The organism is Blastococcus xanthinilyticus (genome assembly GCF_008124835.1).
Classification (GTDB): Bacteria; Actinomycetota; Actinomycetes; order Mycobacteriales; family Geodermatophilaceae; genus Blastococcus; species Blastococcus xanthinilyticus.
The window spans coordinates 40,939-63,187 of the sequence record NZ_VNHW01000006.1; the positions used below are offsets into that span (position 1 = coordinate 40,939).

General features: G+C 71.9%; 25 protein-coding genes and 1 tRNA gene. 9 read left to right on the forward strand and 17 right to left on the reverse strand.

The annotated features are described in order from the left end of the window. The first annotated feature begins 217 nt into the window (after positions 1-217). Positions 218-856 carry a peptidase gene (locus BD833_RS10625; RefSeq protein WP_243737583.1) on the forward strand — a complete coding sequence of 213 codons (639 nt, stop codon included), beginning with the start codon at positions 218-220 and terminating at the stop codon, positions 854-856. 148 nt (positions 857-1,004) lie between these two features. Here BD833_RS10625 and BD833_RS10630 read toward each other — a convergent pair whose 3' ends face one another. From BD833_RS10630 to BD833_RS10670, 9 genes are all read right to left on the reverse strand, one after another. Beyond that, positions 1,005-1,958 carry a coiled-coil domain-containing protein gene (locus BD833_RS10630; RefSeq protein ID WP_166533126.1) on the reverse strand — a complete coding sequence of 318 codons (954 nt, stop codon included), beginning with the start codon at positions 1,956-1,958 and terminating at the stop codon, positions 1,005-1,007. A 370-nt stretch (positions 1,959-2,328) separates the two neighbouring features. Beyond that, positions 2,329-2,931 (reverse strand): cadmium resistance transporter, encoded by a 603-nt coding sequence (locus BD833_RS10635; protein ID WP_208092579.1) that lies wholly within the window; start codon positions 2,929-2,931, stop codon positions 2,329-2,331. A gap of 161 nt (positions 2,932-3,092) precedes the next feature. Then, positions 3,093-4,031 (reverse strand): cation diffusion facilitator family transporter, encoded by a 939-nt coding sequence (locus BD833_RS10640; protein ID WP_166533127.1) that lies wholly within the window; start codon positions 4,029-4,031, stop codon positions 3,093-3,095. After that, complete coding sequence (locus BD833_RS10645) at positions 4,028-4,645, reverse strand: methyltransferase family protein (protein ID WP_166533128.1); 618 nt, start codon at positions 4,643-4,645, stop codon at positions 4,028-4,030. Before BD833_RS10645 ends, BD833_RS10640 begins: the two co-directional genes overlap by 4 nt. Beyond that, positions 4,642-5,046: an ArsR/SmtB family transcription factor gene (locus tag BD833_RS10650; RefSeq protein ID WP_166533129.1), complete on the reverse strand. Its 405-nt coding sequence runs from the start codon at positions 5,044-5,046 to the stop codon at positions 4,642-4,644. The genes BD833_RS10645 and BD833_RS10650 overlap by 4 nt, the downstream gene beginning before the upstream one ends. Before the next feature lie 91 nt (positions 5,047-5,137). Continuing rightward, a complete protein-coding gene (locus BD833_RS10655; RefSeq protein WP_166533130.1) occupies positions 5,138-6,229 on the reverse strand; it encodes a copper resistance D family protein in 1,092 nt (363 codons plus the stop codon). After that, positions 6,222-6,812 (reverse strand): copper resistance CopC family protein, encoded by a 591-nt coding sequence (locus BD833_RS10660; RefSeq protein WP_166533131.1) that lies wholly within the window; start codon positions 6,810-6,812, stop codon positions 6,222-6,224. The genes BD833_RS10655 and BD833_RS10660 overlap by 8 nt, the downstream gene beginning before the upstream one ends. An 18-nt stretch (positions 6,813-6,830) precedes the next feature. Beyond that, the gene (locus BD833_RS10665; protein WP_166533132.1) at positions 6,831-7,538 is read right to left on the reverse strand and encodes a cation diffusion facilitator family transporter; all 708 of its coding nucleotides are present in this window, start codon (positions 7,536-7,538) and stop codon (positions 6,831-6,833) included. Beyond that, the gene (locus BD833_RS10670) at positions 7,535-7,921 is read right to left on the reverse strand and encodes an ArsR/SmtB family transcription factor (RefSeq protein WP_166533133.1); all 387 of its coding nucleotides are present in this window, start codon (positions 7,919-7,921) and stop codon (positions 7,535-7,537) included. The genes BD833_RS10665 and BD833_RS10670 overlap by 4 nt, the downstream gene beginning before the upstream one ends. 99 nt (positions 7,922-8,020) lie before the next feature. On the opposite strand from BD833_RS10670, the gene BD833_RS10675 reads away from it, so the two are divergent. The 5 genes from BD833_RS10675 to BD833_RS10695 all read left to right on the forward strand — a co-directional run bounded on the left by BD833_RS10675 (position 8,021) and on the right by BD833_RS10695 (position 11,137). Next, positions 8,021-8,674 carry a DsbA family protein gene (locus BD833_RS10675; protein ID WP_166533134.1) on the forward strand — a complete coding sequence of 218 codons (654 nt, stop codon included), beginning with the start codon at positions 8,021-8,023 and terminating at the stop codon, positions 8,672-8,674. Beyond that, positions 8,667-9,305: a vitamin K epoxide reductase family protein gene (locus BD833_RS10680; RefSeq protein WP_166533135.1), complete on the forward strand. Its 639-nt coding sequence runs from the start codon at positions 8,667-8,669 to the stop codon at positions 9,303-9,305. Before BD833_RS10675 ends, BD833_RS10680 begins: the two co-directional genes overlap by 8 nt. Further along, positions 9,298-9,903 (forward strand): TlpA family protein disulfide reductase, encoded by a 606-nt coding sequence (locus tag BD833_RS10685; protein ID WP_243737584.1) that lies wholly within the window; start codon positions 9,298-9,300, stop codon positions 9,901-9,903. Before BD833_RS10680 ends, BD833_RS10685 begins: the two co-directional genes overlap by 8 nt. A 3-nt stretch (positions 9,904-9,906) precedes the next feature. After that, positions 9,907-10,758: a cytochrome c biogenesis CcdA family protein gene (locus BD833_RS10690; protein ID WP_166533136.1), complete on the forward strand. Its 852-nt coding sequence runs from the start codon at positions 9,907-9,909 to the stop codon at positions 10,756-10,758. Between the two features lie 175 nt (positions 10,759-10,933). After that, the gene (locus BD833_RS10695) at positions 10,934-11,137 is read left to right on the forward strand and encodes a helix-turn-helix domain-containing protein (RefSeq protein WP_166533137.1); all 204 of its coding nucleotides are present in this window, start codon (positions 10,934-10,936) and stop codon (positions 11,135-11,137) included. 55 nt (positions 11,138-11,192) lie between these two features. Here BD833_RS10695 and BD833_RS10700 read toward each other — a convergent pair whose 3' ends face one another. Together BD833_RS10700 and BD833_RS10705 are read right to left on the reverse strand one after the other, a co-directional pair. Continuing rightward, positions 11,193-12,443 carry a site-specific integrase gene (locus tag BD833_RS10700; protein WP_166533138.1) on the reverse strand — a complete coding sequence of 417 codons (1,251 nt, stop codon included), beginning with the start codon at positions 12,441-12,443 and terminating at the stop codon, positions 11,193-11,195. A gap of 110 nt (positions 12,444-12,553) precedes the next feature. Continuing rightward, positions 12,554-12,626 (reverse strand) — tRNA-Asn (locus BD833_RS10705). Positions 12,627-12,764: 138 nt separating this feature from the next. Between BD833_RS10705 and BD833_RS10710 the strand changes: the two genes are divergently transcribed. Continuing rightward, positions 12,765-12,977 (forward strand): hypothetical protein, encoded by a 213-nt coding sequence (locus BD833_RS10710; RefSeq protein ID WP_166533139.1) that lies wholly within the window; start codon positions 12,765-12,767, stop codon positions 12,975-12,977. On the opposite strand, the gene BD833_RS10715 is transcribed toward BD833_RS10710, so the two are convergent. The 4 genes from BD833_RS10715 to BD833_RS10730 are packed head-to-tail and all read right to left on the reverse strand — an operon-like array spanning position 12,978 to position 16,520. Beyond that, entirely contained in the window at positions 12,978-13,526 is a 549-nt protein-coding gene (locus BD833_RS10715) for a hypothetical protein (protein ID WP_166533140.1), read from the reverse strand. Continuing rightward, a complete protein-coding gene (gene dnaG, locus BD833_RS10720) occupies positions 13,523-15,454 on the reverse strand; it encodes a DNA primase (RefSeq protein ID WP_243737585.1) in 1,932 nt (643 codons plus the stop codon). Before dnaG ends, BD833_RS10715 begins: the two co-directional genes overlap by 4 nt. Further along, positions 15,409-15,882 (reverse strand): hypothetical protein, encoded by a 474-nt coding sequence (locus BD833_RS10725; protein ID WP_166533141.1) that lies wholly within the window; start codon positions 15,880-15,882, stop codon positions 15,409-15,411. The genes dnaG and BD833_RS10725 overlap by 46 nt, the downstream gene beginning before the upstream one ends. 14 nt (positions 15,883-15,896) lie before the next feature. Then, entirely contained in the window at positions 15,897-16,520 is a 624-nt protein-coding gene (locus tag BD833_RS10730; RefSeq protein WP_166533142.1) for a YdcF family protein, read from the reverse strand. A gap of 147 nt (positions 16,521-16,667) precedes the next feature. Between BD833_RS10730 and aztD the strand changes: the two genes are divergently transcribed. Further along, positions 16,668-17,999 (forward strand): zinc metallochaperone AztD, encoded by a 1,332-nt coding sequence (gene aztD, locus BD833_RS10735; RefSeq protein ID WP_208092580.1) that lies wholly within the window; start codon positions 16,668-16,670, stop codon positions 17,997-17,999. Continuing rightward, the gene (locus BD833_RS10740; RefSeq protein WP_166533143.1) at positions 17,996-18,868 is read left to right on the forward strand and encodes a metal ABC transporter substrate-binding protein; all 873 of its coding nucleotides are present in this window, start codon (positions 17,996-17,998) and stop codon (positions 18,866-18,868) included. Before aztD ends, BD833_RS10740 begins: the two co-directional genes overlap by 4 nt. Positions 18,869-18,916: 48 nt before the next feature. Here the strand turns inward: BD833_RS10740 and ppdK are convergent, their stop codons facing one another. Together ppdK and BD833_RS10750 are read right to left on the reverse strand one after the other, a co-directional pair. After that, complete coding sequence (gene ppdK, locus BD833_RS10745; protein WP_166533144.1) at positions 18,917-21,616, reverse strand: pyruvate, phosphate dikinase; 2,700 nt, start codon at positions 21,614-21,616, stop codon at positions 18,917-18,919. 170 nt (positions 21,617-21,786) lie between these two features. Further along, entirely contained in the window at positions 21,787-22,227 is a 441-nt protein-coding gene (locus BD833_RS10750) for a nuclear transport factor 2 family protein (RefSeq protein ID WP_166533145.1), read from the reverse strand. Between the last annotated feature and the right edge of the window lie 22 nt (positions 22,228-22,249).

Sequence of the window (22,249 nt, forward strand, 5' to 3'; positions counted from 1 at the left end):
GGTTGCCCTCCCGGCCGAGCGGACGTGTGACCGTCGTCTCGTTCCCACCCTTTCGGGTGACAGGTTGTCCCTGAGTCCGTCACTCGTCCTCCGCGTCTGGGTGTATCGCGTGGTCCTGACACGCTCCCGCACCGGAAGCTGGGATGGCGCAGATATCCACAGGGCTGCGCAGCGAGGGGCAAACAGACCCCTGGAGCTCGAGGGTGGCCGCCAGCGGATGAACGGCACGTGGATGGCGGCGTCAGCGGCGGCAGCGTTGATCGGCGCCGCAACCACCCCCTGGCTTACTTCTCGTGGGCTTGCGCAGCTCGCGCGGCTCGACGCTGCCCGCCCGGGCCTGGCGCTAGCCAGCGCCGTCGCCGGCGGTGGGGCGGGAGCCGCAGCGATCGTGACGTCTCACCGGGCGGGGACGTGGTGGCTCGTGCCCGCCCTGATGGTCTGGGGATGCGCCCTGGTCGCCGCGGCCTCCTGCGATGCGGTCACCCAACGCATCCCGACACCGCTCGTCCGGCAGGCCGCCGTCGGTACCGGCGTGCTGCTGACCGTCGGTCTCGTTGTGGACGGTGGCTGGCGCGGCCTGCTGCTCAGCGGAGTCGCTGCTGCAGCGGCGGGCGCCGTCCTGCTGTTGTGCTGGCGGTTCGCGGGAGCGGGATTCGGTGACGTCCGACTGGCTGCACTCGGCGGTCTGGGTCTCGGACACGCCACGCATCGCGGCTTGTTGTTGGCGTTCATCGCATTCACCGTGATCACCGTGACGCAGGCCGTAATCACGCTGATGCGTGGTGGGGACCGCCAGAGCACCTTTCCCTACGGTCCTGCCCTCGCGGTTGGCTTCCTGCTTGCGGCCACCCTCTGACGGTGACGCCGATCGGAAACCGTGGGCGACGGGTTCCCCCCACATCTTTGGCACGGCGGCAGGGCGCCGGTCCTCACGGGGCGATCGCATCGCCGATTCCAACAGGACGCAGCGGCCAAGGACCGAGCTCGGCCACGCTGCTCCGGTGTCAGTCTCGGGTCTCTTTGGTTCCTGTGGCCGTGATCTCGCCTCGACGCCGTGCGCGTCCCGCGGGTGACTGGGGGCGCCGCGCCTTGGTGGTCAAGGCGTTGTCGAGTCGGGCTTCGGCTCGGTCGGCTCTGCTGCGCAGCTCGCGGGTTTCGTCGCGCGCCGTGTTGAGCTCTCCGCGCAACTCGGCGAGCTCGTCGCACTGTCGGCGGTTCTCCTCTTCGTGCCGAGCACGCAGGTCGTCGACTCGCTGGTGGCCGTGGGCCTCCTCGCGTTCGGCGTCGTGTACGGCGGCACCACGCTGAGCGGCCATCGCCGCCAACTCCTGGCGCAGCTCGCTGACTTGGTCGCGCAGATCCGCCCGTTGCTGTTCAGCCTGTGCCAGCTCCCGGCGTGCAGACACGGCCGCATCCTCGGCTCGGGTGGCGCGCGCCGCCTCGGCGTCGGCCCGCTCGACAGCGTTCCGGGAACGTTCTTCGGCCTCCGACTGCGCGACCAACGCGGCTTCCGCTCGTCGGATCGCAGCGTCGCGGTCACCATGTGCCTCGACCAGCCGCGCCTCGGCGACGGTCAGCTTCTCGGCCACATCGGCCGACTTCGCATCGGACTGCTTTCGCTCTGCATCGACGGCCGCGAGGGCGTCGGCCAGCTCAGCGTTCAGTCTGTCTCGCTCGGTCTCGGCCTCCGTTAGCTGCTGGCGAGCCTCTTCGAGCCCCGTACGGAGATACTCGCTCAGCGCAGAGGCCTCCTCAGCAGCGGAGTCAGCCTCCGCTCGCTCGGCCTCGGCGCGCTGTCGCGCTTGCTCGGCCCGGCTGGCGCGAGCCGCGGCGGTCGCGACCTGCTCTGCCGCCTCGCTCGTCACAGTTTCGATCTGTAGCTCGGCGGCCTCCGGATCGGCCACCGTCCGCAGCTCCTCGAGCAACACTCTCAGCTGCTGATTCAAGTGCTCGATCATGCCGGCGACCTGACCGTGCAACTCACCGGCCCGCTGTCGCGCGGCATCTATCGGCCGCTGCTCCATCCCGGCCGCGTGCCCGGACTGCTCCGTGCGCAGCCGGCGGCGGGCGTGCCAGGCGGCGGTCCGATTGTGCGCGCTGTCGTCGCAGTACTCCGGCGGTCGCCCTGCCCCGGATTGCGACTCCGCCGCCGGACGACGGCAGCCGGGGTATCGGCAGATTCGCTGTTCAGTCTCAGTTGTGTCGCTCATAACGTAAAGCTGCACCGACGTAATGACGACAGAACGCTTCTCCGACGGTCTGTGGACAATGAGCCTGCTTCCACATCTCCGGATGCAAGGCGTCGTCCGCGCCTGTGTCGCGTCGTTGCTAGAGCCCAAAGGCGCCGCCCTCGACCAGGATGACGATGCCCAGGCCGATGAGGACGAGCGGGAACAGCACGTGCTCCCACCGTTCGAGGAACTCAGCGACGGTCTTGCGGGTGGCGACGAACCGGGCGGCGACGACCAGCACGGCGACCAGGGCCAGGAAGACGACGCAGTAGGCGACGACGCCGGCAGGACCCACGGTGGCGAACACCGGCACGTAGACGCCGATGTTGTCCCCGCCGTTGGCGAAGGTGACCGCGGCGACGGTCAGCGCACTCACCGACTTGCCAGAGACCTTGCCTTCGTCGTCGTCATCATCGTCGTGGCGCCATGCCCGCCAAGCGGCGAGCAGGCCCAGCACCAGCGGGATCAGCCCGAAGTACGGGATCACCCCCTCGGGCAGGAAGGTGCGGGCGCCGAGCGCGACGAGGACCGCGGCGGCCAAGATGGCGCCGAAGCCGAGGTACTGCCCCGCCAGGATCGCCGCCGTGGTGCCGCGCCGACCGGCACCGCGAGCGTAAAACAGCGACAGCACGATGATGTCGTCGATGTTGGTGGCCAGGAACAGGCCCACCGCTTGCAAGACCCAGGTGGTGATGTCCACGTGCTGCTCTCCGGTTCTGTGGGCCGCGGTCTGCGCCGTCAGGGACGGCCGCGATGGTCAGCTGGGCCGTGATCGGCTCGGCGTGCTCGCCGGCGGCGAAAACGGATGCGGCGGTCGCCGGTTCTTCCGTCCTCCGGCCTCTGCGGGCCGGTGGACGGTGGTCAGCGGTGCGCGGCGAGTTCGGGATCGGCGTGAGTGCGGGCTTCCAACTGGAACGTCGAGTGCGCGACGCTGATCGGGAAGTGCTCGGCGAGGCAGTCCTGCATCTGGTCGAGCAGCTGCGGTGCTCGCGCGTCTACGAAGTAGGCGTCCTCGACGACCACGTGCGCCGTCAGGACCGGCAGGTCGTCGCTGATCTGAGAGGCGTGCAGGTCATGGACTGCAATGACCCCGGGCAGCTCTTCCAGATGCGCGCGGACTGCCTCGAGGTCAAGGCCCGGCGGAGTGCTTTCCAGGAGCACCGCCACCGTTCGCCGCAGCAGCCCGATGGTGCGCGGCACGATCATGGCTGCGATCAGCAGCGAGGCGACCGAGTCCGCGGCCTGCCAACCCGTGATTGCGATGACGGCGGCGGCGACCAGCACGGCGACCGATCCGAGTGCATCGTTGACGACCTCCAGCAGCGCCGCCCGCATGTTGACGTTCCCGTTGCGTGCACCGCCGCGGGTGAGCACCCAGATGCCGAGCGCGTTCGCGGCTAGGCCGATGCCGCCGAACACCAGCACGGGGGTGGCCGCCACCTCTGCTGTCTCGGGTTCGAGCAGCCGGCCGACCGCCTCGACGGCGACCAGCACGCCCACGGCCAGCAGCACCGCCGCCTGCAGGGTGGCGCCGAGCACCTCGGCGCGCCGGTAGCCCCAGGTGCGCTGGGCCGTCGGCGGTCGCAGCGCCAGTGTGGCCGCGACCAGCGCGATCACAAGGCCGGCGGCATCGGTGCCGGCGTGCGCGGCGTCGGCGAGCAGCGCCAGGGAGCCCGACAGCAGCGCGCCGACCACCTGTACGACCAGCACCGAAGCGGTCAGCGCGAGCACGATCGCCAGCCGCCGGCGGTTGCCCTCCGTACCGCCGTGGCCGTGCGCGTGGTCGTGACCGCCGCTCATCGCTGCACTTCCTGGGTGCCGGAGAGTCGGCCGATGCCGGGCACGAACCGGCCAGCACGTGAGGCGTAGGCGGCGTACGTCCCGCTGTGCACGCTGCGGAGATAGGGCTCTTCGACAACCCGGGCCTGCAGCTGGACGGCGGCCACCAGCGCGACCAGAGCGAGCACGCTGGTCCAGGTGGGCACCATGAGCACCACCCCGGCCTGGGCGGCGACCATGGCGGTGAAGATCGGGTTGCGGACGTGGGCGAACACGCCGCCGGTGACCAGGTCGGTGCGCTCGCCCGGGTCCACACCGATGCGCCACGAGGCACCCATGCCGGTCTGCGCGGCCAGCGTCGCGGCGAACCCTGCCAGCGCCAGCACCAGGCCGACCACCTGCACCACCAGCGGCGGGTCGACGGTCACGATGTCGGCCACCGCCAGCAGCGGGCCGGCCAGGCCCAGCACCATCGCTGCGGCGAACAGCACCCCACCCCACCAGCCGGCGTCGGCCGGAGTGCCGGAGATCCCGACGAACCCGGTGGACCCGGTGCGGCGCAGCTGGATCCAGGAGCGCACGCCGAACAGCACGACGAGGGCGACGATGTAGAGGACGAGCGCGGCGACGGTCACGACGAGGTTCCCGTTCCGTACACGGCGCAGAGCGCCACCTGGTCACCGGTCGCGGCCAGCAGCTTCTCCGCCGACGCGAGCAGCTCCAGCAGCTCTGGCTGGGTGCTCAGCGACCACAGCGACGCCCGGCCCTCCGGCCGGCTCTCGGCCAGACCGCAGTCCCGCAGGCAGGCCAGCGCCGCGGACACCGAGCTCTGCGCCGGGCCGTCCAGGTGCCGGGTGAGGTCCACGACCCGGTGCGGGCCGAGCATCAGGTGGCGGATGATCGCCAGCCGCATCGGGTCACCGAGGCTGCGGAACAGGCATGCGGCCGTCGAGAGCGCAGCGGCCTCATCGACCGGCGGCTCGGTCGTCTTCGTGTTCGTCGTCGTAGCTACAGCGTCGGCTCCATTCATCGGCATTTCCCGATGATAGTGCCGCTAGCCGACAGGTCAACAGTCGTCTCAGACCCTGACCCGGACGGGCTGTGCAGTGCAGTGCACAGCAGTGCAGTCACCTCGCCACCGTGCCGGCGGCAGGAAGCAGCTGCTCGGCTACGGCTGCATCTGCATCCAGCACGGGCGGTGGCGTGGGGGTGCGAGCCAGCCCCACGGCGAGCCCGATCGTCGCGGCGAAGAGGATCAGCTCGGCGCCGGCCAGCCGCAGGAACGCTGCCGGCCGTTCGGCCCGCAGCGCCGTAAGAGTCCGCCGGCGGTGCCATGCGGCCAGCACCAGCAGTGCCACGAAGGCCGCGACTTTCGCCGTCAGCACGGCCCCGTAGCCGGTGTCGACCAGCTGGCCGGGGCTGGAGAACCGCGTGTACGCGGTGACGACGCCGCTGCCGGCGACGACCACGGCCAGTGGTGCGGCGAGGCGACTGAACCGTTCGACCGCGGTGACGCGCGCCGGGCCGGTGAACCGGGCGGCGAGCATCAGCGCCAGCAGACCACCGGCCCACAGCACGACGCCGAGCACGTGGAGTGCGACGGCGGCGACGGCCAGGTCATGGTCGGCGTCGTCGGCGGAGTGAGAGGTGAACGCCGGCGGAATGGTCGCCGCCAGCGCGATGAGGAGCAGCACCCGCGCCCCTGCCGGGTGCAGGACGGTCCTGGCGAAGGCAGCCACGACGGCGGCGAGGGCGGCGACCACGACCAGGTTCCGGCCCTGCTCGACGCTTTCGACGAAGCTCCACACGCCGCGCAGCGAGACCGCCGAGAATCCCGTGCCGAGGAAGTCGGCCAGCAGCACCGGCAACGAGGCCAGCGAGGCCAGCGCCCACGTGACTGCGCCCCAGCCGGCCAGGCGCACCCACCGGTAGCCGGCCGTGCTGAGCACCGTGTCACCGGGCACCAGAATCACGGCCCCCAACAGGCAGCCCACGGTCACCACAGCCGCGGCGTCGGCGGTCAGCCGCAGGGCGGGCACCAGCCAGGCGACAACGGGCGGCGGGGCCGGGATGCCCGGCACCGAGACAACGTCGGCGGCGCCGCCGGCCCACAGCGTGAGCCCGCAGACGACGATGGCCGCCAACATCGAGGCGAGCACGAGAAGGCCTCGGCGCACCCTCGCCGGCACCGGCGCGCTGTCGACCTGCGACTCAGCCACCGGTGGAGCTGCGACGGCGCAACGCCAGCCACGTCCCGGCCACGAGCACCACTGCCACCGCCGCGAGGAGCACCCACAGACCCCAACTGCTGCCCGCGTCGCTGTCCGTGTCGCTGTCGGCGGCCGGGGACACCGCCGTCTCCGTGTCCGGAGTCGGTGCGGGCGTGTTCGCGAGAGTCGGCTCAGCCGGCGCCGACTCCGTCGCCGCACCGCCGGTGCCGGTGAGGGTGAAGGTGAGCTGGCCGGACACCGGGTGACCGTCGTCGGAGACGACTCGGTAGGCCACGACGTACGCGCCGTCACCGCGGGTACTGACCGGCTGGGACACCACCGCACCGTCGATGGTGACCTCCCCGGAGGTGACCGACTCCCCGTCCGGGCCGGTGACAGCGATCTGGGCGAACTCCGAGGCGACCGCCGAGGAGAACGTGAGGGTGACCGCGCCCGGAGCGGCGGTCAGCGTCTCCCCGTCCGCCGGCGTCGAGGACTGCAGCCCGGTGTGCGCCAGTGCCGTACCACCGCTGAGGACGAGCAGCAGCGAGGCCAGGACCGTGGCCGCGGCGACGAAGAGAATGCGTGGCACGGATGTCTTCATGGGTCCTCAGTTGCAGCAGTCGCAGCCGGGCTTGCAGCCGCAGGCGTCGTCGGTGGATTCCAGGGCGCCGGGGCGCAGCGCCTCGGCCGGTGAGCAGCAGTTCTCGCCGCGCCAGGCCTCCCGCCCCTCCTTGAGCGCCAGTCCCGCGATGACCAGGGCTGCGATCGGGTCGGCCCACGACCAGCCGAACAGACTGTTGAGAGCAAGCCCCACCAGGAGAACCGCGGAGAGGTAGGTGCAGATCAGCGTCTGCTTGGAGTCCGCCACCGCCGACGCCGAGCCGAGCTCGCGGCCGGCGCGGCGCTGGGCGTAGGACAGGAACGGCATGACCGCCAGGCTCAGCGCCGCCAGCACCAGCCCGACGCTGGAGTGCTCGGCTTCCCCGGAGCCAAGCAGGGAGCGGAGCGCGTCGACGGTCACGAACGCCGCCAGCGCGAAGAACGAGGCGCCGATGACCTTCAGCGCCACCTTCTCCCGCGCCTCGGGGTCGCGGCCGGCGAACTGCCAGGCGACTGCCAGCGCCGAGGACACCTCGATGACCGAGTCCAGGCCGAAACCGATCAGCGCCGACGACGATGCCCGGGCACCAGCGGTGAGCGCGACCGCGGCCTCGATGACGTTCCAGGTGATGGTCAAGGTCACGAACAGCCGGATGCGTCGCGCCAGGAGAGCGCGACGATCGACGGTGAGCTGAGCCGGGTGCAGGGCGGTCACGACAGCGCCTCGGCCGTCGCGGGGCCGGTGTTCAGCGGCTGGGCGGGGCCCGCCACGGCGGCCAGCAGCCGCGCGCCGGCCTCGGTGAGGCGGTACATGACCAGCTTGCCGTTGCGCCGGGACGTGGCAAGGTCCGCCGTCCGCAGGATGCGCACGTGGTGAGAGACCAGGTTCTGCGACAGCTCGGTGATCCAAGCCAGGTCACACACGCACAGCTCCTCCCCGAGGGAGAGCGCCGAGGCGATCCGCAGCCGGGTCGGGTCACCCAGGGCCTTCGCCTGGTTGGCACGCGCGCGGACCTGCTCCTCGCCGCTCAGCTGGGCGCGGACGGCCTCGGCATGCGGCAGATCCAGGCACAGCAGATCGCAGGTGTCGCTGCTCATCGGTCCCCTTCGTTCTCGACCCGACCTTCGGACCAACGCCCCAACGGACGTTGTTATGTTGGTATCACGTTGGCGTCGAAGGCAAGAGCGGGAGCCCCTGTGTCCACCAACCTCAAGGTGTCGGCCGCACTGGTCGCCGCGTTCGCCGCCGTCGTGGCCGCGTTCCTCATTCTGGGGCAGTCCGATTCCGGTTCCAGCGCCGACGGCGGAGCGGCCGGCGGCGTGCAGGTGGTGGCCGAGGACAGCCACCGCCTCGGTGAACCCGGCGCCGGGGACGTGACGCTGGTCGAGTTCCTGGACTTCGAGTGCGAGGCGTGCGCGTCGGTGTACCCGTTCGTCGAGCAGCTGCGCGAGGACTACGGCGGCCAAGTGACGTTCATGGCCCGGTACATGCCGATGCCCGGCCACCCGAACGCGGAGAACGCCGCCGTCGCGGTCGAGGCCGCCGCCCAGCAGGGCGAGTTCGAGGCGATGTACCAGCGCATGTACGAGACCCAGGAGCAGTGGAGCCACCGGGAGGAGTCCCAAGCCGCCGTGTTCCGCGGCTTCGCCGCCGACCTCGGCCTGGACCTGGCCTCCTACGACGAGGACGTGGCCGACCCCGCCACCCTCGAGCGGGTGCTGGCCGACCGGGACGACGGCCTGGCGCTCGGCGTGGAGGGCACACCGACGTTCTTCCTCAACGGCGAGAAGCTCGAGGTCACCACCACCGACGAGTTCATCGAGCAGATCGAGGCCGCCCTCGATGAGTGACACAGCGGTCGCCAACCGGCCGGTGGCCACCGAGGCACGTGGCTGGGCCGGCCGAGGGCTTGCGGTGTGGCTGCTGACCGGCGGGCTGCTCGGCTTCGTCGCGGCGTTCGTGCTGGCGGTGGAGAAGTACGCCCTGCTGGCCGACCCGTCTTACGTGCCGACCTGCAGCCTCAACCCGGTGCTCAGCTGCGGCTCCGTCATGGCCAGCTCTCAGGCGGAGGCCTTCGGCTTTCCTAACCCACTGCTCGGTGTCGCCGGCTTTCCCGTCGTCGCCGCCACTGGCGCGGTGCTGCTGGCCGGCGGCAGGCTGGCCGAATGGTTCTGGGCCGCGCTCCAGGCCGGCGTCACCGCCGGGGTCGTGTTCGTGCACTGGCTGATGTTCGCCAGCCTGTACCGCATCGAGGCGCTGTGCCCGTACTGCACGGTCGTCTGGGCGGTCACCATCCCGCTGTTCACCGCCGTCACCCTGCGGAACTTCACCGCGTGGGCGCCGCGGCTATCCGCAGGGGTCAACGCCGCCGTTGCAACGGTGCGCGCCCGGCACAGCGTCCTGCTGACCGCGTGGTTCCTGCTCATCGTCGCCGCCATCACGCAGCGGTTCTGGCTGTACTGGAGCACCCTCGTTGGCTGACACCCGCACCCGCACCCGCCGCGGCCTGCTGGCGGCCGCCCTTGTCGCTGCCGCCCTCCTGCTCCTGGGGTGCTCGGGTAGCTCGGGGACGAACGCCAGCACCGCCACGGATGCCGGTGAGTTCGACTTCAGCGAGGCCACTCCCCTGGGCCAAGTGATCCCAGCCGACGCGCGTGAACCAGCACCGGCGTTCAGCGGTGAGCTGCTCGATGGCAGTGAGTTCGACTCGCAGTCACTGGACGGCGACATCACGGTGCTCAACTTCTGGGGCTCCTGGTGCGCGCCCTGCCGGGTGGAGACACCCGAGTTTCAGGCGGTGTACACCGACGTCGCCGAGGACGGCGTGCAGTTCCTCGGCGTCGACGTCAAGGACCAGCGGAACCTCGCGCAGGCCTTCGTCGACCGGGTCGGCGCCACCTACCCGTCGATGTTCGACCCGCGCGGCGAGGTGGCGCTGGCCTTCCGCGGCTTCCCCGCCAACGTCGTGCCCACCACCATCCTGCTCGACCGCGACGGCCGAGTGGCCGCGGTGTACGTGGCCGTCGTCCCCGAAAGCGACCTGCGCACGGCCCTCGACCAGCTACTGGACGAGGGCTGAGCCGTGAGCGACCTCGGCGCGACATTCGCCGACATCGTCACCGACGGCTCCCTGCTGCTCGCCATCGCCGTGGCCGCCCTGGTCGGATTGATCAGCTTCGCCTCGCCGTGCGTGCTTCCGTTGGTCCCCGGCTACCTGGGCTACGTCGCTGGCCTCACTGGAGCAACGGCCGCCGTGCCGGCGGCCGGGCAACCGGCCACTCCGCCGCCACCGTTGACCGGGACCGCCGTGACCACCGAGCCTGCCACGGCGGCACCATCACGCAGGGACCGGCGCCGGGTACTGGCCGGCGCCCTGCTGTTCGTCGCCGGCTTCAGCCTCGTGTTCGTGTCATTCGGAGCACTGTTCGGCGGTCTCGGGCGGCTGCTGCTCGAGTGGGCACCCGTGCTCACTCGCGTCATGGGCGTGGTCACCATCGTCATGGGCCTCGCCTTCCTGGGTGCACTTCCCTGGCTACAGCGTGAGCGGCGCATCCACCGGCGTCCACCCGCCGGCCTGGCCGGCGCACCGGTGCTGGGCATCGTCTTCGGGCTTGGCTGGACGCCGTGCCTGGGCCCGACCCTCTCGGCGGTGAACTCGCTGGCCTACACCCAGGCGTCCGCAACCCGCGGGGCCGTGCTCGGCTTCGCGTACTGCCTGGGGCTAGGCATCCCGTTCGTGCTAGTCGCGCTCGGCGCCCGCCGGGCCTTGACCTTCTCCACCTTCGCCCGTCGCCACGCCCCAACGGTCATGCGAGTGGGCGGTGTCCTGCTCCTGGTTCTGGGCTTGCTACTGGTCACCGGGCTGTGGGACGCAGTGATGATGTGGCTGCGCTCCTGGCTGGCCACCACCGGCCTAGGCTCCTCCGTGGTCTGAGAACGAGAGATTGCCCCCGTGACCGCCGGCATCAGAGCCAGGTGAATTCAGGAACCGCCGCGGCACGGCTGGGATCTCCCGCTTAGGTGTCTGGCAGACGAGCTGTCCATACCTCGCCCTACCTTGCGATGCAGTGCCTCCCCCGGGCGGCGTCACGAGACCAGAGAGGTTCGTCATGGACAACGCCGATGACCTGCTGACCACGGCCGAGGTTGCCCTGATCATGCGCTCGCCCGTCTCCACGCTGAGGTACTGGCGGCACCTCGGCACCGGCCCGGACAGCTTCCGTGTGGGACGTCGCGTGGTCTACCGGCGCGCTGACGTGACCGCGTGGCTCCATGAGCAGGCAGAAGCAGGGCGGGCTGAACGAGCGGGGTGAGCGGCGGGAGTGAACGCCGCCCCGCCGCCGTGCCAACAATCCACTGCGATGCAGCTCATCGGTTCAGCACCCGCGCCGCCTCGGCGCTGACGACCTGTCGGCCGAAGTAGACGTCGAGCGTCATAGACGGGTTGGCGTGGCCCAGCTGGTCGGCCACCTGGCGTGGACTGAGGCCGGCCTCGTCGAGGCGCGTGGCGACGGTCTTCCGGAAGGTGTGCGAGGTGACCCATGACCACGACCCCTCCTCGCAGCGGATGCGTCGCCCGCCTGCCCCGGCCCTGAAGGAGCCGTCCTCGTCGAGCTGGTAGCCCGTTCCGCCGCAGGTCTCGCACTCGAACGAGTCGAGCAACTGGCGGAGGTCTCCCGAGACGTTCGACGGATCCCGCAGGGCACCTGTCAGCTGCGAAGTGAAGACGACCTCAGCCGCCGTCTGCCGGCGGGGACTCACCTGCCGGTCCTGCAGCATCTGAACGGCGAACTCGGGCAGCGCGATGATCCGCCAGCCGGCAGTGGTCTTCGGCCGCGGCTGGACCGCCAGCCCGGCACCGGGAACGCGAACGACGGTGGCGTTCACCTCCCACGTCCCAGCCTTGAGATCGAGGATCGGCTTGCCGTCGCCGTTGGTTCCGTACCGCAGAGCCAGCGCCTCGCCGATCCGGCAGCCGGTGGCGAGCATCCAGTCGACGATGTCCGGCAAGTCGATCTCGACCGCGCGGTCGCTGGTCCGGAACAGCTCGACGAGTCGTCCGGTCTCCGCCGTAGTCAGTGCACGCGGCGCTCGCTTGCCGGTACTGAGCTTGGCAGTGGCGTCGCGGACCGGATTGACCGCGACGGCGCCGTCCTGGATCGCCATCGCGAACATCCCGGAAAGGCACGCCCGCGCTGTCTTGGCCGCCCCCGGCCCGCTGCTCTTGGCGATGGCGGCCAGCGCCCGGCTGACTACTCCGGAGGTCACTTCGCGGATGCAGAGCTGACCGAACGCCGGCTTCACCTGCTTGCCGACCACCGAGCGGTAGGTGCGCTGCGTGCCGGTCGACCAGCCATGGTCGGCTTCGATCCAGGCGTCGGCCAACGTGGCCATTCGTGTTGCGGCAGTGAGCGCGCCGACGCCTCCGGGCGCCTGACGGCTGGTGCACTCAGCTTTCAGTGCCCGTTCGGCGGCGGCGCGCGAAGGCCCCACCTTGGAGACCAGCCGGACCCTGCCGTCGTAGTCGCGGAACTTGACCCGGGCTTTGACCCGGCCGTTGGGCAGCGTGGCGAACAGGACCTTGCCGCTGGTGCCCAGCGGCAGCGGGGGACGGCCCACCAGGCACCTCCGACACCAAGTAAAGAGTGCCTTAAGAGTGCCTGACCCATCTGACAGAGACAACAGAAAAGCCCCTGACCGGCGTCTTCGCTGGTCAGGGGCTTGATTTGCTCCCCCGACTGGACTTGAACCAGTAACCCTGCGATTAACAGTCGCATGCTCTGCCAATTGAGCTACGGGGGATCAGCGGTACGACCCGCTGGCCCGACGAGAGTACCCCACGCTCGGGGGGCTCCCGCAGGTGGCTCGCGAGCGGCGCAGCGATCCCCGCCACAGGTACCGTGACCGTCGTTCACCGCCCGTCCACCCTGGAGGTTCCCCGTGGCCAAGCTGTCGTTCCTCGCCGGATTCGGTGCTGGCTACGTCCTCGGGTCGCGCGCCGGCCGGGAGCGCTACGAGCAGATCCGCCGCGCTTGGGACCACGCCAAGGACGACCCGCGCCTGCAGAGCATCGCCGGCATGGCGCAGGCCAAGGCCGACGACGCCGTCTCCACCCTCAAGGCCCAGCTGGGCAACGAGGCCCCGCCACGCTGATCAGTCGGGGCTCTCGGCCGCCAGCGCCTCGCTGAGCTTCTGCCGCGCGGTCTCGCGGGCGGCCGGGTCCTCGCGGTCGGCGTCGTCGTCGAAGACCACCGTCCACTCACGTACGGGCTGACCGGGCACCCGGCGGGCGACCAGCACCAGCCCACCACGGCCGGGGAGCGGCACCCGCCGGCTGGTGACGATCGTCTGGTCCACCCGCCGGCGCACGACCGCCGGGAGATCACCGGCGCCGGCGAGGGCGTGCCGGACCTCCGGCAGCCGCGCCTGCACGCCGGGCTCCACCTCGGTCAAGGGCGTCACGGTGAAGGTGCCGCCGCCGTCGGCGGTGGCGGCCCACCGGGCGTGCCCGACCTCGTGCCACGGCAGCAGGTCGCTTCCCGAGCCGCTCACCCGGCGCAGCCCGCGGGTGGTGGCAACCAGCCAGCCGGCGTCGCGGGCGAGCGCGCCCCACGCGAGCGGGTCCTCGTCCGGGGGGACCGCGGCCACGACCTGTTCCGGCGGCCGGGCGAACCGGCGGCGCAGGTTGTCGAGCAGGCTCACGCCGCCCCGCCCATCGCCCGCTTGCGCAGCGAGATCGCCAGCTGCTCGAGGTCCATGAGCTTCTTGAACGCCTTCATGTACTCCTCGCCGGACTCCACCGGGTTCATCCGCTGCAGCCGGCCCTTCAGCGCCTGGATCTCCCGGACGGTCGCCATCTCCTGCAGCCGCGCCAGGATCGCGTTCACGTAGGCGGCGTCGGACACCCCGCTCACCGAGCGCATGGGCTCCACCGCGAGCGCGGTGAGCAGCGCCCGGGCGCTCTCCCGCTCGCAGTGCGCGGCGACCTCATCGATCCAGGCCGGGCCGGTGACGGAGGCGCCCCCCGCGCCGCCGGCCGCCACCACGGCAGCGGCGACGGCGGCGTAGTCGGCATCGGTGTAGGCCGACGGCAGGATGGCGTCGAACTGCGGGCCGGCGAACTCCGGCGCCTGCAGCGCCGCCTTGACGGCCTCCCGCTCGACGGCGACGGCGGCGTCGTCAGGGGTGCGCTTGGGCGCGCGCGGGCGCCCCCGGGACGGCGCCCCTCCTCCGTCGCCGGTGAGCCGGCGCACCCGCTCCAGCACTTCGGCCTCATCCAGGTTGCCGATCATCCCGGCGAGCTCGCGGGCATAGGCCGGCCGCAGCGCATGGTCCTTGATCCCGGCGACCAGCGGCACGGTCTTCTCCAGCGCGGCGACCCGCCCCTCGACGGTGTCGAGGTCGTAGCCGGCCAGCGTCGTCCGCAGCACGAAGGCGATCAGCGGGGTGCGCCGGGCGACGAGGTCGCGGACGGCGGCGTCGCCGTGCTCCTGGCGCAGCTCGCACGGATCACGCCCCTCGGACTCGACGGCGACGAACGTCTGCCCGACGAACCGCTGGTCCTCCGCGAAGGTCTTCATCGCCGCGGCCTGCCCGGCTGCGTCACCGTCGAAGGTGTAGACGACCTCCCCGCGGAACTCGTCCTGGTCCATGAGCAGCCGGCGCAGCACGCCGATGTGCTCGGCGCCGAACGCGGTGCCGCAGGAGGCCACCGCCGTCGTGACCCCGGCCAGGTGGCAGGCCATCACGTCGGTGTAGCCCTCGACGACGACCGCCTGGTGCCGCTTGGCGATGTCCCGCTTGGCCCGGTCGATGCCGTAGAGGACGGTGCTCTTCTTGTAGAGCGGGGTCTCGGGCGTGTTCAGGTACTTCGGGCCCGGGTCGTCGTCCATGAGCTTGCGGGCGCCGAAGCCGATGACGTCGCCGGTGATGTCCTTGATCGGCCAGACCAGCCGCCGGTGGAACCGGTCGATGAGCGTGCCGCGCGAGGACTCCTTGGCCAGCCCGCCGGTGACCAGCTCGGCCTGGCTGAAGCCCTTGGCGCGGAGGTGCCGGGTGAGGGCGTCCCAGCCGCCCGGCGCGTAGCCGCAGCCGAAGTCCAGCGCGGCCTGCCGGTCGAACGCGCGGTCGGCGAGGAACTGCCGGGCCGGCGCGGCCTCCGGGGAACCCAGCTGCTCGGCGTAGAAGGCCGCCGCCGCGGTGTTGGCCGCGACCAGGCGCGCCCGCTGCCCGACCGACGCCCGGTCCGGCCCCGCGGTGGGCCGGCCGCCGTCGTCCTCGTACTTGAGCTCGATGTTCGCCCGCCCGGCCAGCAGCTCGACGGCCTCGGTGAACGACAGGTGGTCGATCTGCTGGATGAAGGAGATGACATCGCCGCCAGCCCCGCACCCGAAGCAGTGCCAGAGGTTTCTCGACGGCGTCACCTGGAACGACGGCGACTTCTCGTCGTGGAACGGGCACAGCCCCTTGAGACTGCCGCCACCGGCGCGCTTGAGCTGCAGGTGCTCGCCGACGATCTCGTCGATCTTGCTCCGGTCGCGGACCAGCGCGATGTCCGCGGCCCGGATGCGGCCCCGGCCGGCCATCAGGCCGCCGCCGCGGCGGAACGACGGCGCATCACGTGCTCCCACCACAGCAGGAAGAGCTGCTGCTCCAGCGGCAGCGTGCCGTCGAGGGTGATGGTGGCTCGCGGCATCCAGCCCGGGGTGCTGCCGCTCTCGGCCGCCGGGCGCCCGTGCACCAGGAACCGGTGGGTGCCCTTCCACCAGGACGCCGGCCGCACCTCCACCGCCGTGCCCTCCAGGTCGATCGCCCAGGTGCCCTTCCACACCGAAACCTGCCGGGCCCGCAGCCGGACGGCGTCCTCCGGGTCGCCCGCCCGGCGCCCGGTCAGCTCGCGCTTGCGCCGGGTGAACTCCCACGTCACACCGCCGACCGAGACCGTCGCGGCCTCCTTCCAGGTGGAGGCACGCAGCGTCGCCACCACCTCGTCGTCCCGCAGGACGGGCAGGACGCCCTTCGGGCAGCCGTGCGAACCGGCCTTGCCGAGCTCCAGCACGGTCGTCCCTCCCCTCAGCCGATGCCGGGTGCGCCGGCGACGCTCTCACCGGTCACGCGGTAGAGCAGGTACGCAGCAGTCTCCCGCAGGATGTAGCGGAGCTGGGTGGCGCGGGTCTGGACGGCGGGGCCCTGCCGGGTGGGCGAGCTCTCCGCGTCGATGCCGGCGTCCTCGGCCATCCGCTCGGCGCGCATCGCGTGCCACGGGTCGGTGACCAGCACGGCGCTGCCCCAGCCGCGCTCACGGAACGCCGCGCCCACCGCGCGCATGCTCTCCAGGGTGTCCACGCCCTCCTGCACGGGGAGCAGCGCGTCGGCCGGCACCCCGGCCGCGGTGAGGTAGTCGCGCCCGGCCTCGGCCTCGGTGAACTGGTCACCGGCCGCCTTGCCGCCGACCGTGACGATGACCGGGGCGACACCCTGCTCGTAGAGGGCGAGCGCGTGCTCGAGCCGCGCCTCGAAGATCGAGGACGGGACGCCGTTGTACTGCGCCGACCCGAGCACCACGATCGCGTCCGACGGCGGTCGCGCGTCCTGCCTGGCGGTGTACCAGATGGCCAGCGCGGTCGAGACCACGAGCAGCACGGCGGCGAGGACCCCGGCCCCCACGACCCGCGTCAGCAGACTCCGAACCACCACCCGTCATGGGTACCACGCGGAGCCGACGACGCGGAGAGGCCCGGTGGGGGCAGGTCCGTCCCGCCGATGCGCCCACCCGACTGCTGAGAACGGTTATCGTTATGAGTAGGGTGACGGCGATCCGATCCACCGACCCCAGGAGCACCCGTGCGCCTCCTCTCCCCTCCCCCGCTGCGCGCCGCCGCGCTCGCGGCCGCCCTCCCGCTCGCGCTGGCCACCGGCTGCGGCACGGCCGACACCGGCGGCACCGCCGCGCCGGCCTCGGCGACGACACCCGCCGCCGAGGAGCCCACCGAGGTGGGAGCCAACAAGCCCCGCCTGGCCGTCACCTACGACGGCGGGCTGCTGGTGGTGGACGCCACCACCCTCGAGGTGCTCGCCGACGAGTCGCTCGACGGCTTCAACCGGCTCAACCCCGCCGGCGACGGCCGCCACTTCCTCGTGTCCACCCAGGGCGGCTTCCGCCTCCTCGACGGCGGCGCCTGGGCCGAGCCGCACGGCGACCACTCGCACTACTACACCGCCGACCCCGAGCTGACCGACGTGGTGTTCGACGCCGAGAAGCCCGGCCACGTGGTCGCCCATGCCGGCCGCACCGTCCTCTTCGACGACGGCACCGGGGAAGTCACCGCCTTCGACAGCGCGCACATCGCCGACGAGGACGTCGAGCTCCGGCAGTTCTCCACCCCCGAGGCCCACCACGGCGTCGCCGTGGAGCTCGAGGACGGCACCATGCTGGTCTCCGACGGCACCGAGGAGGCGCGCAGCGGCGTCCGCATCCTCGACGCCGACGGCGAGGAGATCGCCGCCCGCGACGACTGCCCCGCCGTGCACGGGGAGACGGTGGCCGCCGACGAGGCGATCGTCATCGGCTGCCAGGACGGCGCCGTGCTCTACACCGGCGGCGAGCTCACCAAGATCCAGAGCCCCGACGCGTACGGGCGCATCGGCAACCAGTTCGGCACCGACACCTCGCCCATCGTGCTCGGCGACTACGAGCGCAGCGCCGAGGACCGGTCCAGCACCGTGGCGCTGATCGACACCACCACCGCGGAGCTGCGCCTGGTCGACCTCCCCGCGCCGTACTGGTACCGCTCCTTCGCCCGCGGCGAGAACGGCGAGGCCCTGGTCCTGACCTACGACGGCTCCCTGCAGGTGATCGACCCGGCCACCGGCACCATCACGAGCTCCATCCCCGTCACCGGCGCGTGGGAGGAGTCCGACGACTGGCAGGACCCGCACCCCAACGTCGTCGTCGTCGACGGCATGGCCTACGTGACCGACCCGGCCACCCAGCAGATCCACGCGGTCGACATCGAGGGCGGCGAGGTCTGGAAGAGCGCCGACCTGGGCGTGACCCCCAACGAGCTCGCGGGTGTCTCGGGTGACGTCGAGGAGCACGCCGCCCACGAGCACGAGGACGGCGAGCACGAGGGCGACGAGCACGAGGACGACGAGCACACCGAGAGCACCGAGTGACCGGCGCCGGTGCCGCGCGGAGGGCAGCCCTCGCCGGGCTGCTCCTCTGCGCGGTCTCCGGCTGCGGTGGGAGCCCGGCCGGGGCCTCGGACGGCACGCTGGACGTCGTCGTCTCCTCCTACCCGCTGCAGTACGTCGCCGAGGAGGTCGGCGGCGAGCAGGTGACGGTCACGAACCTCGTCCCGCCCGGCGGTGACACCCATGGGCTGGAGCTCGCGCCGCGCGACGTCGTGACCGTGGGCGAGGCCGACCTCGTCGTCCACCTGCCCGGCGGGCTGCAGCCGGGCGTCGACCAGGTCCTGGACCAGCAGCCGCCGGAGCACCTGGTGGACGCCGCCACCGTGGCCGACCGGGGGGCGGACCCGCACTTCTGGCTCGACCCGCTCCGGCTGGCCGAGCTCGGCCGGCTGGTCGCCGACGAGCTGGCCGCGCTCGACCCCGACTCCGCGGCCGACTACGCCGCCGCGGCCGACCGGCTGGCGGACTCGCTCGCGGGGATCGACGAGGAGTACGCCGAGGCCCTGGCGCCCTGCCAGGGGGCCACGCTGCTCGCGACGCACGAGGCGTTCGGCTACCTCACCGACCGGTACGGGCTGCGGCAGGTCGGGGTGGCCGGCCTCGACCCGCAGGTCGAGCCGCCGCCCAGCCGGGTGCGGGCCGCCGCCGACGCGGTCCGCGAGTCGGGGGCCCGCACGATCTTCTTCGAGACGGCGGCGGGCTCGTCGGTGGCCGAGGTGCTCGCCGCCGACCTCGGGCTGGACACCGCCGTTTTGCACCCGATCGAGCGGGTGCTGGCCGACGAGACCTATCCGGAGCTCATGGCGGCCAACCTGCAGGCGCTGCGCACCGGGCTGGTCTGCACCGGCTGACCACGGCGGAGGCCCTCGACCGCATGGCGGTCGAGGGCCTCTCGCGGCTCAGGACCCGGCGCGCGCACCGCCGAGCGCGGCCCGGCCGGCCTCCAGCCGCGCCACCGGCACCCGGAACGGCGAGCAGGAGACGTAGTCCAGCCCCACCTCGTGGAAGAAGTGCACCGAGTCGGGGTCGCCGCCGTGCTCGCCGCAGATGCCGAGCTTGAGGTCCGGCCGCGCCTGCCGGCCGTTCTCCACGCCGATGCGGACCAGCTCCCCCACCCCCTCGCGGTCCAGCGACTCGAACGGCGAGATGCCGAAGATGCCCTTGTCCAGGTACTGGTGGAAGAAGGCCGCCTCCACGTCGTCGCGGGAGAAGCCCCACGTCATCTGGGTGAGGTCGTTGGTGCCGAAGGAGAAGAACTCCGCCGACCCGGCGATCTCCCCCGCCGTCAGCGCGGCCCGCGGCACCTCGATCATCGTGCCGATCAGCGGCGCGACGTCGATGCCGCACTCCTCGCACACCTCGGCGAGCACCCGCTCGGACTCCTCGCGGATCGCCTCCAGCTCCTGCACGGCGCCGACCAGCGGGATCATGATCTCCGGCCGCGGATCACCGCCGGCGCGCTTGCGCTCGCACGCGGCCTCGGCGATCGCCCGCACCTGCATGGCGAACAGGCCCGGGACGACGAGGCCCAGCCGTACCCCGCGCAGCCCCAGCATCGGGTTGGACTCGTGCATGCCGCGCACCGCGGCCAGCAGCCGCAGGTTGCCCTCGTCGGGCTCCCCGCGCTCCTCGGCCAGGGCCACCCGCACCGAGAGCTCGGTGAGGTCGGGCAGGAACTCGTGCAGCGGCGGGTCGAGCAGCCGGACGGTCACCGGCAGCCCGTCCATCGCCTCGAAGATCTCCAGGAAGTCCTGCTTCTGCAGCGGCTCGAGGGCGTCGAGGGCCGCCTGCCGTTCCGCGTCGCCGTCGGCCAGGATCAGCTTCTCCACCAGCTGCCGCCGGTCGCCGAGGAACATGTGCTCGGTGCGGCACAGCCCGATGCCGCGCGCGCCGAAGCGGCGGGCGCGGGCGGCGTCCTCGGGGGTGTCGGCGTTGGTGCGCACGTCGAGCCGCCGCGACTCGTCGGCGTGGGTGAGGATCCGGTGCACGCTGCGCACGAGGTCGTCGGCGTCGTCGGACTCCGGGTCGATCTCCCCCTCGAAGTAGCGGACGACCGACGACGGCTCCACCGGTACCTCGCCCAGCCACACCCGGCCGGTGGAGCCGTCGATGGAGATGACGTCGCCCTCGTTGACCACCGTGCCGTCGGGGGCGGTGAACCGCCGGTTCCGGGTGTCGACCTGGAGCTCCTCGGCCCCGCAGACGCAGGTCTTGCCCATGCCGCGGGCGACGACGGCGGCGTGCGAGGTCTTGCCGCCCCGGCTGGTGAGCACGCCCTCCGCGGCGATCATCCCGGAGAGGTCGTCGGGGTTGGTCTCGCGGCGGACGAGGACCACCTTCTCCCCCCGCTGCACCCACGTGGCGGCGGCCTCGGAGGTGAAGACCGCCTTGCCGACCGCCGCACCGGGCGAGGCGTTCATCCCCTGGGTCAGCTGGGTGGCGTTCCCGCCGGAGACGAACCGCGGGAACATCAGCTGGCCGAGCTGGTCGCCGGTGACCCGGCGGACCGCCTCGTCCATGTCGATGAGCCCCTCGTCGACCAGCTGGGTGGCGATGACGAAGGCGGCGCCCGCGGTGCGCTTGCCCACCCGGGTCTGCAGCATCCAGAGCTTGTTCCGCTCGATGGTGAACTCGATGTCGCACAGGTCGCGGTAGTGCGCCTCCAGCCGGGCCATCGTCGCCATCAGCTCGTCGTAGGCGCCCGCGTCGATCCGCTCGAGGTCGGCCAGGGGCACGGTGTTGCGGATGCCGGCGACGACGTCCTCGCCCTGAGCGTTCTGCAGGTAGTCGCCGTAGACGCCCTGCGCCCCGCTGCCCGGGTCGCGGGTGAACGCCACCCCGGTGCCGGAGTCCGCCCCCAGGTTGCCGAAGACCATCGAGCAGACGTTGACGGCGGTGCCGGCGTCGCCGGGGATCCGCTCGCGCCGCCGGTAGATGATCGCCCGGTCGGAGTTCCACGAGTCGAAGACGGCGTTGATCGCCATGTCCATCTGCTCGCGCGGGTCCTGCGGGAAGTCCGCGCCGGTGTGCTCCCGGACGATCGCCTCGAACCGGCCGACGACGTCGCGCAGGTGCTCGGCGTCCAGGTCGAGGTCGGACTCGGTGCCCTGCTCCCGCTTGGCCTCGTCGAGGGCCTCGTCGAACAGCTCGCCGTCGATGCCCAGGACGGTCTTGCCGAACATCTGGATCAGCCGGCGGTAGGAGTCCCAGGCGAAGCGCTCGCTGCCGGACTGGGCGGCCAGGCCCTGCACCGAGTCGTCGTTGAGCCCGACGTTCAGGACGGTCTCCATCATCCCGGGCATCGAGGCCGCGGCACCGGAGCGGACCGACACCAGCAGCGGGTCTGCCGGGTCGCCGAGGGTCTTGCCCATCGACTTCTCCAGCGCCTGCAGGTGCTCGGTGACCTGCGCGTCGAGCTCCTCCGGCGTCCTGCCGTGCTCCAGGTAGTGCCGGCACGCGTCGGTGGTGATGGTGAACCCGGGCGGCACCGGCAGCCCCAGGTTGGTCATCTCCGCCAGGTTGGCGCCCTTGCCGCCCAGCAGGTCCTTCTGGTCCTTGCTGCCCTCGCTGAAGTCGTAGATCCACTTTCCGCCGGCCATCCCGCACCTCCGCGCTCGTCAGCCCCTGGCGGGCACGTCCGTCCAACAGACAGTGCCGCGCGGAGCAGACGTCCTAAACGTCCACCCCGGCGGCGTCCGTCGATGGTGGCGGAGACCGGCGGTGAGCGCGAGCCCTGGTGCGGGTGACAGCGACCACCCGGCGTGGCGGGTCAGACCCGGCCGCAGACCCGCGGGCCGTCCTCGTTGATCACGGCGAACCGATCGGTCTGGCCGTCGTCCCAGCGCACGGTGACCTGCTGCACCCGGGCGCCGGCGGTCTCGTCGTCGGTCACGCCGGTCACCTCCGGCTCGCCCGGGCGCAGGAAGAGCTCCACCATCTCCTCCTCGGCGACCTGCTCCCGCTCGTCCTCGCACAGCAGCTGGTGGGCGGTCTCGGTGTCGCCGGCGGCGAGCGCGGCGAAGAAGACCCCGGTCACCTCGGTCGCCTGCTCGCCCGGCGAGCCCTTGACCACCGGCAGCAGGACGGCGAAGAGCACCGCGGCGAGCACGGTGCCGGCGAGGATCAGGACCATCAGCTTGCCGCTGCGGCGGGGCGCGCCGGTGTGCAGCGGCGCCGGGTCGTCGTCGTAGAGGAAGGGGCCGGTGCTCATGGCTCGACTCCGGTGGGGACGG

Bases quoted from the DNA above. Each gene is read 5' to 3' on its own strand.
- BD833_RS10750 (WP_166533145.1), bottom strand. From the start codon at position 22,227: ATGAGCACCGGCCCCTTCCTCTACGACGACGACCCGGCGCCGCTGCAC.
- BD833_RS10670 (WP_166533133.1), bottom strand. From the start codon at position 7,921: ATGAGCAGCGACACCTGCGATCTGCTGTGCCTGGATCTGCCGCATGCC.
- BD833_RS10650 (WP_166533129.1), bottom strand. From the start codon at position 5,046: ATGCCGATGAATGGAGCCGACGCTGTAGCTACGACGACGAACACGAAG.
- BD833_RS10625 (WP_243737583.1), top strand. From the start codon at position 218: ATGAACGGCACGTGGATGGCGGCGTCAGCGGCGGCAGCGTTGATCGGC.
- BD833_RS10695 (WP_166533137.1), top strand. From the start codon at position 10,934: ATGGACAACGCCGATGACCTGCTGACCACGGCCGAGGTTGCCCTGATC.
- BD833_RS10640 (WP_166533127.1), bottom strand. From the start codon at position 4,031: ATGAGCGGCGGTCACGACCACGCGCACGGCCACGGCGGTACGGAGGGC.
- BD833_RS10630 (WP_166533126.1), bottom strand. From the start codon at position 1,958: ATGATCGAGCACTTGAATCAGCAGCTGAGAGTGTTGCTCGAGGAGCTG.
- BD833_RS10680 (WP_166533135.1), top strand. From the start codon at position 8,667: ATGAGTGACACAGCGGTCGCCAACCGGCCGGTGGCCACCGAGGCACGT.
- ppdK (WP_166533144.1), bottom strand. From the start codon at position 21,616: ATGGCCGGCGGAAAGTGGATCTACGACTTCAGCGAGGGCAGCAAGGAC.